At 67.2% G+C, this 14845-nt stretch carries 17 protein-coding genes; 6 read left to right on the forward strand and 11 right to left on the reverse strand.

Features of this window, described 5'->3' with window-relative positions; genetic code table 11:
* The coding region (locus DXK93_RS27475) for a DUF2946 family protein (protein ID WP_119451772.1) at positions 1 to 279 on the reverse strand (279 nt) is incomplete at its 3' end.
* Positions 280 to 486: 207 nt separating this feature from the next.
* Here DXK93_RS27475 and DXK93_RS27480 point away from each other — a divergent pair.
* Positions 487 to 1170, forward strand: coding sequence for a murein hydrolase activator EnvC (locus DXK93_RS27480; RefSeq protein WP_054451651.1), 684 nt, complete (start codon positions 487 to 489; stop codon positions 1168 to 1170).
* Between the two features lie 6 nt (positions 1171 to 1176).
* On the opposite strand, the gene DXK93_RS27485 is transcribed toward DXK93_RS27480, so the two are convergent.
* The 3 genes from DXK93_RS27485 to DXK93_RS27495 all read right to left on the reverse strand — a co-directional run bounded on the left by DXK93_RS27485 (position 1177) and on the right by DXK93_RS27495 (position 3476).
* Positions 1177 to 1932, reverse strand: a complete 756-nt coding sequence (locus DXK93_RS27485) for an amino acid ABC transporter ATP-binding protein (protein WP_054451650.1) — start codon at positions 1930 to 1932, stop codon at positions 1177 to 1179.
* Positions 1929 to 2609 carry an ABC transporter permease subunit gene (locus DXK93_RS27490; protein ID WP_119451785.1) on the reverse strand — a complete coding sequence of 227 codons (681 nt, stop codon included), beginning with the start codon at positions 2607 to 2609 and terminating at the stop codon, positions 1929 to 1931. The genes DXK93_RS27485 and DXK93_RS27490 overlap by 4 nt, the downstream gene beginning before the upstream one ends.
* 84 nt (positions 2610 to 2693) lie before the next feature.
* Entirely contained in the window at positions 2694 to 3476 is a 783-nt protein-coding gene (locus tag DXK93_RS27495) for an amino acid ABC transporter substrate-binding protein (protein ID WP_013395870.1), read from the reverse strand.
* 194 nt (positions 3477 to 3670) lie between these two features.
* Here DXK93_RS27495 and DXK93_RS27500 point away from each other — a divergent pair, with 194 nt between their 5' ends.
* Positions 3671 to 4756: a P1 family peptidase gene (locus DXK93_RS27500; protein ID WP_199728341.1), complete on the forward strand. Its 1086-nt coding sequence runs from the start codon at positions 3671 to 3673 to the stop codon at positions 4754 to 4756.
* Positions 4757 to 4841: 85 nt separating this feature from the next.
* Positions 4842 to 5471, forward strand: a complete 630-nt coding sequence (locus DXK93_RS27505) for a hemolysin III family protein (RefSeq protein WP_054451648.1) — start codon at positions 4842 to 4844, stop codon at positions 5469 to 5471.
* Between the two features lie 19 nt (positions 5472 to 5490).
* On the opposite strand, the gene DXK93_RS27510 is transcribed toward DXK93_RS27505, so the two are convergent.
* A complete protein-coding gene (locus DXK93_RS27510) occupies positions 5491 to 5964 on the reverse strand; it encodes an Lrp/AsnC family transcriptional regulator (protein ID WP_054452258.1) in 474 nt (157 codons plus the stop codon).
* A gap of 138 nt (positions 5965 to 6102) precedes the next feature.
* On the opposite strand from DXK93_RS27510, the gene kynU reads away from it, so the two are divergent.
* Both kynU and DXK93_RS27520 read left to right on the forward strand, forming a co-directional pair.
* Complete coding sequence (gene kynU, locus DXK93_RS27515) at positions 6103 to 7353, forward strand: kynureninase (RefSeq protein ID WP_119451773.1); 1251 nt, start codon at positions 6103 to 6105, stop codon at positions 7351 to 7353.
* A gap of 77 nt (positions 7354 to 7430) precedes the next feature.
* Positions 7431 to 8837, forward strand: coding sequence for an amino acid permease (locus DXK93_RS27520; protein WP_119451774.1), 1407 nt, complete (start codon positions 7431 to 7433; stop codon positions 8835 to 8837).
* Between the two features lie 68 nt (positions 8838 to 8905).
* On the opposite strand, the gene DXK93_RS27525 is transcribed toward DXK93_RS27520, so the two are convergent.
* The 4 genes from DXK93_RS27525 to DXK93_RS27540 all read right to left on the reverse strand — a co-directional run bounded on the left by DXK93_RS27525 (position 8906) and on the right by DXK93_RS27540 (position 12148).
* Positions 8906 to 9319, reverse strand: coding sequence for a VOC family protein (locus DXK93_RS27525; protein WP_054451645.1), 414 nt, complete (start codon positions 9317 to 9319; stop codon positions 8906 to 8908).
* Between the two features lie 78 nt (positions 9320 to 9397).
* Entirely contained in the window at positions 9398 to 10090 is a 693-nt protein-coding gene (locus DXK93_RS27530; RefSeq protein WP_054451644.1) for a YafY family protein, read from the reverse strand.
* 76 nt (positions 10091 to 10166) lie between these two features.
* Entirely contained in the window at positions 10167 to 11138 is a 972-nt protein-coding gene (locus tag DXK93_RS27535) for a hypothetical protein (protein ID WP_119451775.1), read from the reverse strand.
* Positions 11135 to 12148: a tripartite tricarboxylate transporter substrate binding protein gene (locus DXK93_RS27540; protein WP_119451776.1), complete on the reverse strand. Its 1014-nt coding sequence runs from the start codon at positions 12146 to 12148 to the stop codon at positions 11135 to 11137. The genes DXK93_RS27535 and DXK93_RS27540 overlap by 4 nt, the downstream gene beginning before the upstream one ends.
* 162 nt (positions 12149 to 12310) lie before the next feature.
* Between DXK93_RS27540 and DXK93_RS27545 the strand changes: the two genes are divergently transcribed.
* On the forward strand, positions 12311 to 13267 hold the full coding sequence (locus DXK93_RS27545; protein WP_119451787.1) for a LysR family transcriptional regulator: 957 nt from the start codon (positions 12311 to 12313) through the stop codon (positions 13265 to 13267).
* Here DXK93_RS27545 and DXK93_RS27550 read toward each other — a convergent pair.
* The gene (locus tag DXK93_RS27550) at positions 13264 to 14124 is read right to left on the reverse strand and encodes a hypothetical protein (protein ID WP_119451777.1); all 861 of its coding nucleotides are present in this window, start codon (positions 14122 to 14124) and stop codon (positions 13264 to 13266) included. The genes DXK93_RS27545 and DXK93_RS27550 overlap by 4 nt on opposite strands.
* Positions 14125 to 14267: 143 nt before the next feature.
* Positions 14268 to 14735, reverse strand: coding sequence for a CopD family protein (locus DXK93_RS27555; protein WP_054451642.1), 468 nt, complete (start codon positions 14733 to 14735; stop codon positions 14268 to 14270).
* Positions 14736 to 14845: the final 110 nt, after the last annotated feature.

Consider the following 14845-nt stretch of genomic DNA (forward strand, 5'->3'; position numbering starts at 1 on the left):
AGATGTGTATAAGAGACAGGGGCAGAGCGCACCGGCATCGGCGGTGTCGTGGCCGGCCTTGCCCTTGTCTTCGGGCGACAACGCCAGCGCCAGCGTCGAGACATCGCCGGCGGCCGAGCAGAACGTGACTTCAAGCCGGCCGTCGTGCAGCGCCCGGGCGTCGGGCATGTAGCCCGCCGGCACCAGCGCGCGCAGCGCCAAGGCCAGAAGCGCCAGCCACAGCACGCCCCGCGCGCGTGCGGCGCTGCCGAGGTGCTGGAGGCGGATCAGGCGGGTCATGGCGGCATTCTATCCCGCGCGACTGGCGCAAGCATCTGACGCCAGCGCCCATGGCGCGCCAAAATCTTGGTACCCTTGAACGCACTCAAATCCCCGACATCCCACTCAGTGCCCCAGGTTTCAGTGCTTTCCTCGTCCGCCCAGACCCTGCCTCTTCCCACGTTGCCCGCCGTCGTCCGCCAGGGCAGGCCGTCCTTCCGCCTGTGGATGTGCGTGCTGGCCGTGGCGCTGCTGGCCCTGCTGTCCGCCTGCGGCACCACCAAGGTCCAGCCCGGCTACTACCGCGTGCAATCGGGCGACACGCTGACCCAGATCGCGCGCAAGCAGGGCACCAGCGTGAGCAATCTGGTGCGCTGGAACAAGCTGTCGAATTCCAATTCCATCGAAGTCGGACAATTGCTGCGGGTCGAGCCGCCGGCCGGGCAGGCCAGCACGTCCACCGCGCCCAGCAAGGCGCGCGGCAAGCCTGCGCCTTCGCCCAAGTCGTCGACCTCGACCGCCAAGCGCCGCACCGCGCCGCCGGGCGCAATCTCGCTGGTCTGGCCCGCCCAGGGCAAGGTCACGCGCGGCTACGACGGATCGGGTTCCAACGGCATCGTCATCAGCAATTCCTCCGGCACGCCGGTGGTGGCCGCGGCACCGGGCACGGTGGCCTATTCCGGCAGCGGCCTGCGCGGCTATGGCCACCTGGTCATCGTCAAGCACAACGCCAGCTTCCTGAGCATCTACGCCCACAACAGCAAGCTGCTGGTCAAGGAAGGGCAGCGCGTCAGCCAGGGGCAGAAGATCGCTGAAATGGGCAATAGCGACAGCAAGCAGGTCGGGCTGTATTTCGAGCTGCGCTATGACGGCCAGGCGGTCGATCCGGCGGGGTCCCTGCCGCCGAAGTAGGCTGATCTACAGCGCGGCTTCCTGCGTCAACGTCGAGATGAACGCCGCCGTGCGCGGGTCGGCCGGCTGGCTGAACAGCGTGCGCGAATCGCCGGATTCGACCACCGTGCCGTCCAGCAGGAATACCACCTCGCGCGACACGCTGGCCGCCAGGCGCAGGTCGTGGGTGGCCATCAGCATGGTCATGCCTTCGGCGGCGAGCTGGCGCAGCACGTCCACCACTTCGGCGGCCAGGCCCGGATCCAGCGCCGAGGTCGGTTCGTCGCACAGCAGCACGCGCGGCGCGGGCGCCAGCGCGCGGGCGATGGCCACGCGCTGCTGCTGTCCGCCCGACAGGTTGGCGGGCCAGGCGTCGCGCTTTTCCAGCATGCCGACCTTGCGCAGCAGTTCCTCGGCGCGGGCGCGCGCGCGGTCCTGCGGCCACTTCTGCACGGTCAGCAGGCCTTCCATGACATTGCCGATCACGGTCTGATGCGGGAACAGCTGGAAGTTCTGGAACACCATGCCGGTCTGCTTGCGCACGCGCTGGACCTGATCGCGCGAGAGCTTGTGGCCGGGTTCGAAATGCACCGTTTCCGGGCCGATCTCCAGCGTGCCGCGGTCCGGCACTTCCAGCAGGTTCACACAGCGCAGCAAGGTGCTCTTGCCGCTGCCGGACGGGCCGATCAGGGCGGTGACGCTGCCTTCGGCGATGCTCACGTCCACCTGCTTGAGCACGGGATTGCCGCCGAACGCCTTTTCTATCTTTTCCAGGCGGATCATCGGTTTTTCTCGGTAAAGACCGCGTGCTGGCCGAAGCGCCGTTCCAGGCGCACCTGCGCGGCGGACAGGACGGAACTGAACACCAGGTAGATCAGCGCCGCCTCGGTGTACAGGATCAGCGGTTCATAGGTCACGGCGGCAATGCGCTGCGCCGCCTGGAATATCTCGGGCACGGTCAGCACCGCCGCCAGCGAGGTGTCCTTGACCAGCGCGATGAAGGAATTGGACAGGGGCGGCACCGCCACTCGCGCCGCTTGCGGCAGGATGGTCCGGCGCAGCGCCTGCGCCCGCGTCATGCTCAGCGAGTACGCCGCTTCCCACTGGCCCTTGGTGATGGACTCGATGGCGCCGCGGATCACTTCCGAGTTGTACGCGCCCACGTTGAGGGTGAAGCCGATGAGCGCGGCCGGCAGCGGATCCAGCACGATGCCGACGCTGGGCAGGCCGTAGAAGATCACGAACAGCTGCACCAGCAGCGGCGTGCCGCGGATCAGCCAGACGTAGAAACGCACCACGGCCACCAGCGGCGCCGGACCGAACAGCCTGATCAGCGCGACCACGAAGGCCAGCGCCAGGCCCAGCGCGAACGACATCAGCGTCAGCGGAACCGTGAACACCAGCCCCGCGTGCAGCAGCGGCCAGAACGAGTCCAGCATCAGCTGCACCCAGGCCGGCACCGCCCAATTGCCAAGTTGCGCCAGCAGCCAGTCGGGCAGGACGGATTGCAGCCAGGGGGGTAGCGTCATTTGCGCTCCGCTCGCTTATTGCGCCGACAGGTCCGTGCCGAAATACTTGACCGAGATGGTCTTGTAGGTGCCGTCCGCCTTGATGTCGGCCAGCGCCTTGTTGATGGCGGCCTGCAGCTCGGGGTTGCCCTTGCGGATCAGCACGCCCGAATTGCTGAACTCGGCGGTCTTGTCGGTGGCGGCAATCTTCACCTTGGCATTGGGCTTCTGCTTCTTGAAGTCCAGGAACGACAGGTTGTCGTTCACCGTGGCTTCGACGCGGCCCGAGGTCAGCAGGTCGATGGCTTCGTTGAAGCCCTGCACAGCAATGACTTCCGCGCCATGCTGTTGCGCCAGCTTGCCGAAGTTGCTGGTCAGCGTGTTGGCGGATTTCTTGCCCTTCAGGTCGTCGAAGGATTTGATGCTGGTGTTGTCGTCGCGCACGATCAGCACGGCGGCCGACGAGATGTAGGGATCCGAGAAGTCGTACTTGGCGCGGCGCGCGTCGGTGATGCCGACCTGGTTGATCACCGCGTCGTAGCGCTTGGCGTCCAGGCCAGCGATCAGGCCGTCCCATTTGCCTTCGACGAATTGCGCCTTGACGCCCAGGCGTTCGGCGATGGCGCGGCCGATGTCCACGTCAAACCCGGTAAGCTGGCCGGATGCGTCATGGAAAGTGAAGGGGGCGTAGGTGCCTTCGGTGCCGATCTTGAACACGCCGGCGGATTTGATCTGGTCCAGTCCGGATTGGGCATGGGCCGCGGACAACGCGGCGACCTGGACGAGGCCGGCGACGAACAGCGTACGGAAGAGTTTCATGGCGGTGCTCCACGGATGGCAGATATCTCGGGTGGAGAGCATCCGTGCCTGCAATGCCCTCCGGCGTAGCCGCACTCTAACAACGCGTCTATTTTTCCACAAAGCATAAGGAATAGTAAAAATATAGCGGCAAGTCATATGGCGATACCCTTGCTCCGGCGCTTGCCGCCGGGGTCCATCCAGGCAGGACTTCAGTGGAGATCGGTGTGGAACAGCAATGGAACAGGCGGGCTTTCATGATGGCGGCCGCCGGCGCGGCAGCAGCAAGTGCAATGCCTGCCCAGGCCGCGGACGGTACGCGGCTGATGCCGGGCAGCGGCAGCATCACGCAGGTGGCGGGCTTGCGGGTGGGGCACTACACCGATACGCGCCGGCCCACGGGCTGTACGGTCATCATCGCCGAGGCTGGCGCGACCGCCGGGGTCGACGTGCGCGGCGCGGCGCCGGGCACGCGCGAGACCGACCTGCTCAATCCCGTCAACATGGTGGAGAAAGTGCATGCCGTGGTGCTGTCCGGCGGCAGCGCCTTCGGCCTGGATGCGGCCTCGGGCGTCATGCGCTATCTGGAGGAAAAGAAGATCGGCTTCGACGTGGGCGTGGCGCACGTGCCCATCGTGCCTTCGGCCATCCTGTTCGACCTGGGCGTGGGCGACGCCTCGATCCGGCCTGACGCGGCCGCGGGCTACCAGGCCTGCAAGTCGGCCACGGACGCCGCGCCGCAGGAAGGCAACGTGGGCGCGGGGGCGGGCGCGACGGTGGGCAAGCTGTACGGTCCCAAGCGCGCCATGAAGGGCGGCATCGGCAGCGCCTCGCTGACCGTGGCGGGCGTGACGGTGGGCGCCATCGTCGCGGTCAATGCGGTGGGCGACGTGGTGGACCCGGTCACCGGGCGCGTCCTGGCTGGCGCGCGCACTGCCGACGGCAAGATGTTGCTGGATACCCGCGCGGCGATCCTGGCGGGCGATCTGCCCAAGTCCATGCGCCCGGGCACCGCCACCACCATAGGACTGGTCGCCACCGACGCCAAGCTCACCAAGGCGCAGGCGCAGAAGATCGCCGGCATGGCGCACGATGGCCTGGCACGCACCATCAATCCCATCCACACCATGCTGGATGGCGACACCATCTTTGCGCTGGGCACGGGCACGTCCGGCAAGCCAGGCAACGTCATGCTGCTGGGCGTGATGGCGGCCGAGGCGATGGCGATCGCGGTGCAGCGCGCCATCCTGTCGGCGCGCGCGCTGGAGGGCTATCCGGCGGCGGTGGACTTCGTTTCCTGATGGCCGCGTGGCCTGACCTCGGCCTGTCACACAAGGGCGCCATCATGGATGGCGCCGGCGCGTGGCCGGCTGGCGGAGGGCGTGCATGTACAAGGGCGAACGATTCAACGGCGCGACGCACCTGGCCGGCCTGGCGCTGGCGGTGGCCGCATCGGGCGCCCTGATCGCCCGCGCCGCGGAACTCAAGGTGGATACGCGGCAGGTCATCGCCTGCGCCGTGTTCGCCGCTTCGATGATCGCCGTCTATGCCTCGTCGGTGCTGTTCCATTGCTCGCGCGGCCGCCGCAAGGCCTGGTGGGCCAAGGCCGACCATTGCGCGATCTACCTGCTTATCGCCGGCACCTACACGCCGCTGGCCTACGGGCCGGTGGAGCACGGCTGGGGCGCGGCCATGGGCGTGGCGATCTGGCTGTTGGCGGCGGTGGGCATCAGCCGCGAGCTGTGGTGGGCGCGCGGCGCGGCGCCGGCCCTGCCGTTGTATCTGGCGATGGGCTGGCTGGGCGTGATGTTCGCCGCGCCGATCGCGGGCGCCTTGTCCGCGGCCGGACTGGCCTGGCTGCTGGCGGGCGCGGCGGTCTACACCGCCGGCACGCTGTTCTACGCCAACGACCAGCGCTGGCCGCATGCCCATGGCATCTGGCACCTGTTCGTCATGGGCGGCACCGCCTGCCACTTCGTGACGGTGTTCGGCTTCCTGCGGCTGAGCCCGGCCTGAGCGGGGCTTCAGCGGGCCGCTAGCGCCAGCTTGCCAGCGGCAGCATGCCGCCGCGGTTCTTCACTTTGCGCATGACGATATGCGAGGACAGGTTCCGCACGCCCGGGATCTTGCTGAGCTTGTCTTCGACGAACTGCGAGAACGCCTTCAGGTTGCGCGTGCACACCGTCAGGATGTAGTTGGAGGCGCCAGTCACGATGCTTGCCTCGGTGATCTCGTCATGCAGGGCGATGCCGGCCAGGAATTCTTCATGCCAGCCCGGACGCGACTGGTCCAGCGACACGTGGACGATGGCCTCCAGCTCGAAACCCAGTTTTTCGGCGTCCAGCACGGCGCGATAGTTGCGGATCAGTCCGCTTTCTTCCAGCGCGCGCACCCGCCGCAGGCAGGCCGAGGGCGACAGCGCCACCTGCTCGGCCAGGTCCTGGTTGCTGAGGTGGCCGTTCTCTTGCAGCCGGTAAAGAATTCGCTGGTCTATGGCGTCGATCTGCATGGTGCAATCAAATTCCAAAAAAGTTGATTATGTGCAATTCAATGCGGAAACCTAGGGTAATCCGCGCCTGAATTTGCAATTTATCAGCCTGATCGCGCTGATAGTATGTATCCAGAATATAGCCCCCCGGAGCACAAAATGAACACCCGTGAAGCCTGCGTAAATGCCGACCGCCAGGACCCCCTGGCGCCCCTGAAGGACCGTTTCGACCTGCCGCCCGGCGTCCTCTACATGGACGGCAACTCCCTGGGCGTGCTGCCCAAGGAGGCCGCCGGCCGTGCTGCCGCCGTGATCGGCCAGGAATGGGGCGCGGGCCTGATCCGCAGCTGGAATACCGCGGGCTGGTTCGAACTGCCCACCCGCCTGGGCGACAAGCTGGGCCGCCTGCTGGGCGCGCGCGAAGGCGAACTGGTCGTGACCGACACGACCTCGCTGAACATCTTCAAGGCGCTGGCCGCCGCCCTGCGCATCCAGCAGCACCAGCACCCCAAGCGCCGCGTCATCCTGTCCGAACGCGACAACTTCCCCACCGATCTCTACATGATCCAGGGCATGATCGACCTGCTGCAGCAGGGCTATGAAATGCGCCTGATCGACGATGAACTGCCGCTGGAAAAGGCGCTGGACGAGTCCGTGGCGGTGATGCTGCTGTCGCACGTGAACTACCGCAGCGGCCAGATGCACGACATGGCCGCCGTGACCGCGCTGGCGCACGAGCGCGGCGCGCTGGCGATCTGGGACCTGGCGCACGCCGCGGGCGCGGTGCCGGTGGACCTGAACGGCGCCGACGCCGACTTCGCCGTGGGCTGCACCTATAAGTACCTGAACGGCGGCCCCGGTTCGCCCGCCTTCATCTGGGTGGCGCCGCGCCACACCAAGGACTTCTGGCAGCCGCTATCCGGCTGGTGGGGCCACACGCGGCCATTCGATATGACCGTGGCCTACGAGCCGGCCGGCGGCGTGCGCCGCTACCTGTGCGGCACCCAGCCCATCGTGTCGCTGTCGCTGGTGGAATGCGGCCTGGACGTGGCGCACGCCGCCGACATGGCCGAGGTGCGCAAGAAATCCCTGGCGCTGGGCGACCTGTTCATCGCGCTGGTCGAAGAGCGTTGCGCCGGCCATCCGCTCACGCTGGTGACGCCGCGCAAGCAGGCCGACCGCGGCAGCCATGTCAGTTTCCGCCACCCCAACGGCTTCGAAGTGATGCAGGCCCTGATCGCGCGCGGCGTGATCGGCGACTATCGCGAACCCGAGGTGCTGCGCTTCGGCCTGACGCCGCTGTACTTCGGCTACGCCGACGTCTGGGATGCCGTGGATATCCTGAAGGACGTGCTGGACACACGTTCCTGGGACAAGCCGGAATTCAAGCACCGCGCCGCCGTGACCTGAGCGCCGCAACACAACCCCATTGCGCGGGCCAAACCGGCCCTACATCCACAAAGAGAGCGCAGGACCTGGAGGAGACAATGCAACAACAAAAAGGATTCGGCCAGATCGCCGAACGCGAGCAGGGCCTGAAGCGGCGGCTGACGTCGGGGCAGATGAGCATGATCGCCATCGGCGGCGCCATCGGCACGGGCCTGTTCCTGGGCAGCAAGTTCGCCATCGGCTTTGCCGGACCCAGCGTGATCATCAGCTACGCCATCGGCGGCCTGATCACGCTGCTGCTGATGGGCTGCCTGGCGGAAATGACGGTGGCGCATTCCACCTCGGGTTCCTTCGGCGCCTATGCCGAGCACTACGTCGGCCCGCTGGCGGGGTTTCTGATGCGCTACGCGTACTGGTCCTGCGTGGTGCTGGCGGTAGGCACCGAAGTTACCGCCGTGGCCGAGTACATGAAGTTCTGGTTTCCGGACGTGCCCGGCTGGCAGTGGGTCTGCCTGTTCTCGGCCGTGCTGATCTTCATCAACGCCATGAGCGTCAAGACTTTCGGCACGGTCGAATACTGGTTCTCCACGATCAAGATCACCGCCATCGTCGCCTTCATCATCCTGGGCGCCTACGTGGTCTGGGGCAATCCGCAGTACGGCACCGCCCTGTACACCTCGCACGGCGGGTTCTTCCCGAACGGCGTCTGGGGCATGTGGATCGCCGTGGTCATTTCGATCTTCAGCTACCTCAGCGTGGAGATGATTGCGGTGGCCGCGGGCGAGGCCGAAGACCCCGAACGCGCGGTCAAGCAGGCGTTCCGCGCCACCATCGTCCGGCTGGTGGTGTTCTACCTGCTGACGCTGGCGCTGATCCTGGCCATCGTGCCCTGGGACGAGGCCGGCAAGGGCGGCAGTCCCTTCGTCAAGGTGATGCAGGCGCTGGAGATTCCGGGGGCGGCGGGCGTCATCAACTTCATCGTGCTGGTGGCGGCGCTGTCGGCCATGAACAGCCAGCTTTACATCACCACGCGCATGATGTTCAGCCTGTCGCGCGCCGGCCATGCGCCGTCCGCGTTCGGCAAGCTGACGCGCAGCGGCACGCCGCTGAACGCGCTGCTGCTGTCGACCAGCGGCATTGCCATCGCCGCGGTGCTGAACGTGCTGTACCCCGAGACCTCGTTCACGCTGATGATGGCGATTTCGATGTTCGGCGCGCTGTTTACGTGGATGATGATCTTCGTCACCCACTACTGCTTCCGCCGCCGCTGGGCGCGCGAAGGGGGCGGCAAGCTGTCGTTCCGCATGCCGGGCTTTCCGGTGCTGACCCTGCTGGGCGCGGGCGCGATGCTGGCGATCCTGGCCACCACCTACTTCACCAGCGTCTTCAAGATGACGCTGGTGTTCGGTGTGCCTTTCCTGCTGGTGCTGGCCGTGCTTTATCAGCTGCTGTTCCGTCGGCGCGGCGAAGCCGTTGCGCTGACCCCGCGCGGCCAGCGTTCCTGACATAGCTGCGCCCGGTTCAGACGCGGGCCTGAGGCGCAAGCCTCAGGCCCGTATTTCATGGCCGGGCTTCAGGCGCTGGCCAAGGCGGGCGCAGGCTGCTGCGCAGCCTGTTCCTGCGGCGCCGGCGCGAACACGCGCAGCCGGTGGCCGTCGGGATCCAGCGCCACGAAGGTGCGACCGAAATCCATATCGGTGGGCGCCTGCAGGATGGGCAGGCCGCGCAGGCTCCAGTCCAGGTGGCGGCGGTCCAGCGCCTGCGCGTCCGAAACGGTAAAGGCGAGTTCGGTCGCGCCGCCGCGGCCGGCAGCGGCCGGCTCCACGGTATAGCGCGACCACAGGCCCAGCATCAGGCCGGAATCCAGCCTGAACAGTGCGAAGGTGGGGGAGCTTTCGAGGGGCGGACGCTGCAGCAGGGCGCTGTAGAACGCGGCGCTGGCGGCGGGCTTTTCGACGTAGAAAATCACGAAATTGGTGTCTGACATGATGCGCTCCGGGTGGTAGACGCGCTCATCTTAGACAGGGGTGCTGTCAGTTTTTGGCAGTAGCTTTTATCTGCATTTTCATCCGCATTGCTTGGGCGATCGGTCGATCGCGCGCCACTCCTTCAGCAGCGCATGGCGGCGCTTGGGATAACGCTCACCGGGCGTCAGCGTGGCGATGCGATCGGTGCGGAAATGGCGGAAGTCCTGGCGCAGTTCGCACCAGGCCATGACGATGCGCACGCTGTCGAAAAACCCCAGCGCGAACGGCCAGATCACCCGCGCGGAATCGGCGCCCTTGTCGTCGCGGTACGTGATGTCGATCTTCTGTTCGCAGCGTATGGCGTGGCGGATCAGCGACAGGTCCACGCGGTCCACCACCTGCATCGCGCTGGGCCCGACCAGCAGCGGTATCGCATCCAGCCCGTCGCGCATTTCCGCCGGCAGCACCGCGCCGATCTTGGCCAGCGCGTTGCTCGCCGCCTGCGCCAGGCGCGGGTCGGCCCGGTCCGCGACCCAGCGCGTGCCCAGCACCAGCGCCTCGATCTCCTCGGTGCTGAACATCAGCGGCGGCAGCATGAAACCGGGCCGCAGCACGTAGCCCACGCCCGGTTCGCCCTCGATCTCGGCGCCCTGCGATTGCAGAGTGGCGATGTCGCGGTAGAGCGTGCGTATGCTGACGCCCAGGTCGGCGGCCAGTTGGCGGCCGCTGACGGGGCGGCGATGGCAGCGCAAGGTCTGCATCAGGCCCAGGAGGCGTTCGGTGCGGGACATGGGGGCGGGCGGGGATGGAGGATCCATAATGCTGCCACGAAATGGCAGCAGGCGGGGCTCCGTCCGCAGCGGGATTTCAGGCCGGCGGCAGGGTCATCAGCCACTCGTGCACGCGCGCGGCCAGGTCCAGGCTGTTGCGGTCCATCATCAGCATGTGCGAATTGCCGGCGATGCCCAGCTCGGGCAGCGACAGCAAGGTGACGCAGGGATGCCGCCGCGCGAAATCGCGCACCCGCTCGCGCATGCGCGGCCAGCGCGGGTCCGTGTCCATGTTGTCGCCCATGAGGACCAGCGTGGGCGTGCGGTAGCCGGCGTCCAGTTGCGGGATGCTGGCCGGCTCCAGCGCCACCACGGCGCGCACCAGATCGGGCCGGGCGGCGGCCGCGCGGATGCCGAATACGCCCGCCTGCGAATGGCAGATGACGATCATGCGGCCGACCCGCTCCAGCAAGGCCAGATAGCCGCGCAGGACGGCGGCGTCGGTATGCACCCAGCGCGGCACCATCTGCGCGGCCAGCTCGCCGAAGGCTTGCACCGGGAACTGCGTGTTGCCATAGGCGCTGCCGGGGCCGGGGCGCGTGCCCGGGCGGCCGATGCGAAAGCGCGTGTAGCAGTCTTCCTGCGCCTGCACGATGGGCCCTTCCGTCCAGATCTCGGGGACCGGCGCGTAGCCTGAGCGGCCGCGTTCCACGGCATCGCACAGATAGGCGTCCCAGCCGCGGCGCAGGAAGGCATGGAGCCAGCCCTGGCGGCCATCGGGCGTGGTCTCCCACGCCGCGCCGGTCATGCCGCCGCCATGCCAGAAGGCCAGCGGCGGGCGGCCACTGGCCGGCTCGGCCAGGAAGTACTGCGCATACATCTGCTCGACGCGGTAGGTGCCGTTGGGGTCCAGCGCGACGGGCTGGCCGCCTTCGGCCATCACCACCTCGCGCCGCGGCAGGCCCGACAGGCTGACCTCGCGTCCGCCCACGTGGAAGGCGCCCATGTCGCGCAGCCGGATCGGCGCGAGCGCGTCCGATGCGTCGCGGCCGGGTTCGTCCGTCATCATTCGGCCCGGATGCGGTTGGCCTGGATCACGTCTTTCCAGCGCGCGGTCTCGGCCACCACAAAGTCGCCCAGCGCCTGGCGCGGCCCGGCGGCAGTCTCCACGCCCAATTCGCGCATCTTGGCGGCGACCTCCGGCGCCTGCAAGGCGTCGTTGAAGGCTTGGTGCAGCGCGGCCAGCGTGGCGTCCGGCGTGCCGGCCGGCGCCATGATGCCGAACCAGGGCGTGATCAGGAAATCGGCCACGCCGGCTTCGGCGAAGGTCGGCACGTCTGGAATGGCCGGCGCGCGCTTGGCGCTGGCCACGGCCAGCGCCCGCAGCTTGCCCGCGCGGATGTTCGCCAGCGAAGCCGGCAGGTTGTCGAAATACATGTCGACCTGGCCGCCCAGCAGGTCGGCCGCGACCTGCCCGGCGCCCTTGTAGGGAATGTGCGCCACATCGATGCCGGTGCGCAGCTTCAGCAATTCGGTGGCCAGGTGGGCCGAGCCGCCCACGCCCGACGAGGCCGAGTTCAGCTTGCCCGGATGGGCGCGGGCGTAGGCCAGCAGCTCGGCCACGGTCTGCGCTGGCACCTTGGGATTGACGACCAGCACGCTGGGCACCGTCCCGACCATGGCGACGGGCGCGAAGTCCTTGACGATGTCGTAGGGAGCGGGCTGGTAGAGCGAGGGCGCGACCGTGCAGCCGAAGGCGCACATCAGCAATGTGTAGCCGTCGGGCGCGGCGCGCGCCACCGCCTGCGCGCCGATATTGCCGCCGGCGCCGGCGCGGTTTTCCACGATCAGAGGCTGGCCCAGACGCTTGGCCAGGCTGTCGCTGAGGATGCGGGCCAGGATGTCGGGCGTGCCGCCGGCGGGGAAGGGCACCACCAGCGTCACGGGACGTTCGGGAAAGCCCGCCGCAGCGGCCGGCTGTGCGGCGCCCAGTAGCAGCGCAGCTCCGGTGAGCGCGGCCGCCATCCAGCGGCGGGGGGAAGCGCGCCAGCGCGCGGCGGTCAGGCCCAGGGGGATCATTGCGGCAGTCTCCGGAAAGTCGGGTCGGGTGCGGAAGGCCCCGATCTGCCGCGGACTGTAGCCAAGGCTGACCGCCTTGCCCAATGCTGGCTGCGCAAGCCGTATATGTCGAAAACGGTATGGAATTTTCAATGCATGCATTTCAGGCATAGTATGGGCGGCATGAGCGACGCCCAATCCTTGCCCTATCTGCGCCGGCTGGACATGAACCTGCTGCTGACGTTCGACGTCCTGATGCGCACTCGCAGCGCCACCGCCAGTTCAGCCCTGCTGCATAAGACGCAGCCCGCCATCAGCCGTGACCTGGCGCGCCTGCGCCGCCGGCTGGAAGATCCCTTGCTGGTGGTGGTGAAGGGCCGATTCATTCCGACGGAGCGGGCGCTGGAACTGCATTCGGCGGTGCATGACGCGCTGGCGCAGATCGAAGCGGCGCTGCGTCCGGCCGAGGCTTTCGACCCGGCCAAGGCCAGCGGCGTGGTCAATATCGGCACCGGCGCGCATAGCGAGATCCTGCTGGCAGCGCCGCTGATCGAACGTCTGCACCGCGCCGCGCCAGGCATCACACTGCGCTTCCAGTCGGTGCACGGAGACTTCGTGCCGGACGATCTGGACGCGGAGCGGTTGGACATGGCCATCGGCCTGTTCGGCAAGGTGCCGGCGCGTTTTCATCGCGATACGCTGCTGAAGGACCGGCGCGTGTGCGTGGTGTCGGCGCGGCATCCCTGGGCAGGCAAGCGCGCGCTGGCGCTGGCGGATCTGCCGTCCATCAAGTGGTTCGCCTTCGCGCACATGTATGGCCGGGAAACCAACTTCGACCGCGCGCTTAAGCCGGATGCCAGCCGGCTGGAATTTTCGGCCTACCTGTCCGGCTTCGGCATCACGCCCTATGTGCTGCTGGACACTGATTACGCCACCACCATGCCGGCCAGCGTGGCGCAGGCGCATGGCCGGCATTTCCCGCTGGCGACGCTGGAACTGCCTGCCAGCCTGCGCAAGATCGAACTGGTGATGGTGTGGCCGCGGCGCCTGCATACGTCGCCGTTGCAGGCCTGGCTGCGCGGGCAGATCCGCGAGGTGCTGCGGGAACGCGTGGACGCTCCCGCAGCCAGTGCGGCTTAGGAACCGACCTTCTTGCCCGTCGCCACGTCGATGGCCGAGCCGTCTTCCAGGCTGACGCGGTAGATCTCGCGCACCACGTTGCCGGCGAAGCCGATCTCGACGATGGACACGTCCTTGAAGGTGGTGTTGATGCCGTCCGGCAGCACGGCGTTGAACTTGTCGGACTCCTGCTTCATGGCGTCCTGCAGGCGCGTGTCGTACATCGCCATGCTGTAGACCAGGGTGGTGTGCGGATTGTGCGCGCGCACTTCCTTGCCGTCCTGCATGATGTTCACGCCGCTCACGCCCATGGTCTTGACCAGGTCTTTCCCGGCGTCGCCCATCTTGGCGTAGACCGGGCCGGTGACGCGCGGCAAGGGGCCGTCGCGCAGCGGCGCCAGGGCGGCGGTGGCGACGGTGTTGTAGCGCATCATGTCCTCGAAGCCCTGGCCGCTCTTGACCACGCCCAGGTCCAGCCACCACGGATGGCCCGCGCCCTTGGCGGCTTCGGTGGGATAGAAATTCTTCAGCGTGACCTGCAGCGGGGCCGGCGGCTTGGGCAGGGCCTTGAGCATGCGGGCGGGCGTTTGCGGGTCGGCGCTGTGGATGTGCACCACCGTCACGTGCGGCATGTTGGGCGTTTCGGCCTCGGTCTTAAGGCCCAGCTTGAGCAGGTCGGCTTTCAGCGTGCCATTGATCTTGGCGTCCAGGATGGCGTTGACGTCCTGTGGCAGACGGTAGACCACGCCATAAGTTGCCTTGTGTTCTCGAAACCCGGTCTGGTCCAGGGCGCTGTTGTCGATGGGGGCGGCGGCATGCGCGCCCGAGGCGGATACGAACAGGCCGAGGGCGGCCAGCTGGAAGACACGCTTGATCATGGAGATTCCTTTTGTTTGTGTAGGCCCGCGAGAGTCATCCGCAGTGTGGCCAGCGCGGATGTAATGCGTATTGCACCAAGCAAAAGAATTCCGATACCAGCCTGCGCATGCCCGATAGCTGGCGGGCGCCGGCTGATATCCGCCTACGCAAAAAAGACGATGGCCACGATGGCGATGCCCAGCAGCAGGTTGATGCCGACCCAGCGGCGTATGCCGCCCATGGCCTGGCCGCCCTGGGGCCAGTCGGATGCGGCGACCGCCGCCCGCAACTGCGGGTAGAGCACGAAGCGGATGTAGGCGTAGATGGCCGTCATGACCAGACCGCCCGAGGCCATGAGGGTCCAGCTGCGCGGCATGAAGAAGGAGCCGCCCGTCTGCGCGGCTTGGCTGGCTTCCTGGCCGATCATGAGCGCGCCCGAAAACAGGATCAGCACGATGGCCGCCAGCACGGCATTCAGGAATGGCCCCAGCACTGACGCCATCAGCCGCAGCCGGACCGGCGGTTCCAGTTGCGCGGCCGCCGGCCGCAGGAAACAGTGCGCGAACAGCATGCCCCCGACCCAGAGGATCACGGCCATCAGGTGGATGAATTTGAGCGCGGCATAGAGCATGGGGCAGGCCTGTAGGGAGGAATCCGTCCCCATCATATCGCCGTCAAGCGCGGCGCGCGGACTTGACCGGAATCATGGTTTTGCATTTAGAATGAGATTGATTTCTATTT

This window comes from Achromobacter sp. K91, from assembly GCF_003576205.1.
Classification (GTDB): domain Bacteria; phylum Pseudomonadota; class Gammaproteobacteria; order Burkholderiales; family Burkholderiaceae_B; genus Achromobacter; species Achromobacter aegrifaciens.

Bases quoted from the DNA above. Each gene is read 5' to 3' on its own strand.
- DXK93_RS27480 (WP_054451651.1), top strand. From the start codon at position 487: ATGTGCGTGCTGGCCGTGGCGCTGCTGGCCCTGCTGTCCGCCTGCGGC.
- DXK93_RS27485 (WP_054451650.1), bottom strand. From the start codon at position 1,932: ATGATCCGCCTGGAAAAGATAGAAAAGGCGTTCGGCGGCAATCCCGTG.
- DXK93_RS27495 (WP_013395870.1), bottom strand. From the start codon at position 3,476: ATGAAACTCTTCCGTACGCTGTTCGTCGCCGGCCTCGTCCAGGTCGCC.
- DXK93_RS27505 (WP_054451648.1), top strand. From the start codon at position 4,842: ATGTACAAGGGCGAACGATTCAACGGCGCGACGCACCTGGCCGGCCTG.
- DXK93_RS27510 (WP_054452258.1), bottom strand. From the start codon at position 5,964: ATGCAGATCGACGCCATAGACCAGCGAATTCTTTACCGGCTGCAAGAG.
- kynU (WP_119451773.1), top strand. From the start codon at position 6,103: ATGAACACCCGTGAAGCCTGCGTAAATGCCGACCGCCAGGACCCCCTG.
- DXK93_RS27520 (WP_119451774.1), top strand. From the start codon at position 7,431: ATGCAACAACAAAAAGGATTCGGCCAGATCGCCGAACGCGAGCAGGGC.
- DXK93_RS27525 (WP_054451645.1), bottom strand. From the start codon at position 9,319: ATGTCAGACACCAATTTCGTGATTTTCTACGTCGAAAAGCCCGCCGCC.
- DXK93_RS27530 (WP_054451644.1), bottom strand. From the start codon at position 10,090: ATGTCCCGCACCGAACGCCTCCTGGGCCTGATGCAGACCTTGCGCTGC.
- DXK93_RS27535 (WP_119451775.1), bottom strand. From the start codon at position 11,138: ATGATGACGGACGAACCCGGCCGCGACGCATCGGACGCGCTCGCGCCG.
- DXK93_RS27540 (WP_119451776.1), bottom strand. From the start codon at position 12,148: ATGATCCCCCTGGGCCTGACCGCCGCGCGCTGGCGCGCTTCCCCCCGC.
- DXK93_RS27545 (WP_119451787.1), top strand. From the start codon at position 12,311: ATGAGCGACGCCCAATCCTTGCCCTATCTGCGCCGGCTGGACATGAAC.
- DXK93_RS27550 (WP_119451777.1), bottom strand. From the start codon at position 14,124: ATGATCAAGCGTGTCTTCCAGCTGGCCGCCCTCGGCCTGTTCGTATCC.
- DXK93_RS27555 (WP_054451642.1), bottom strand. From the start codon at position 14,735: ATGCTCTATGCCGCGCTCAAATTCATCCACCTGATGGCCGTGATCCTC.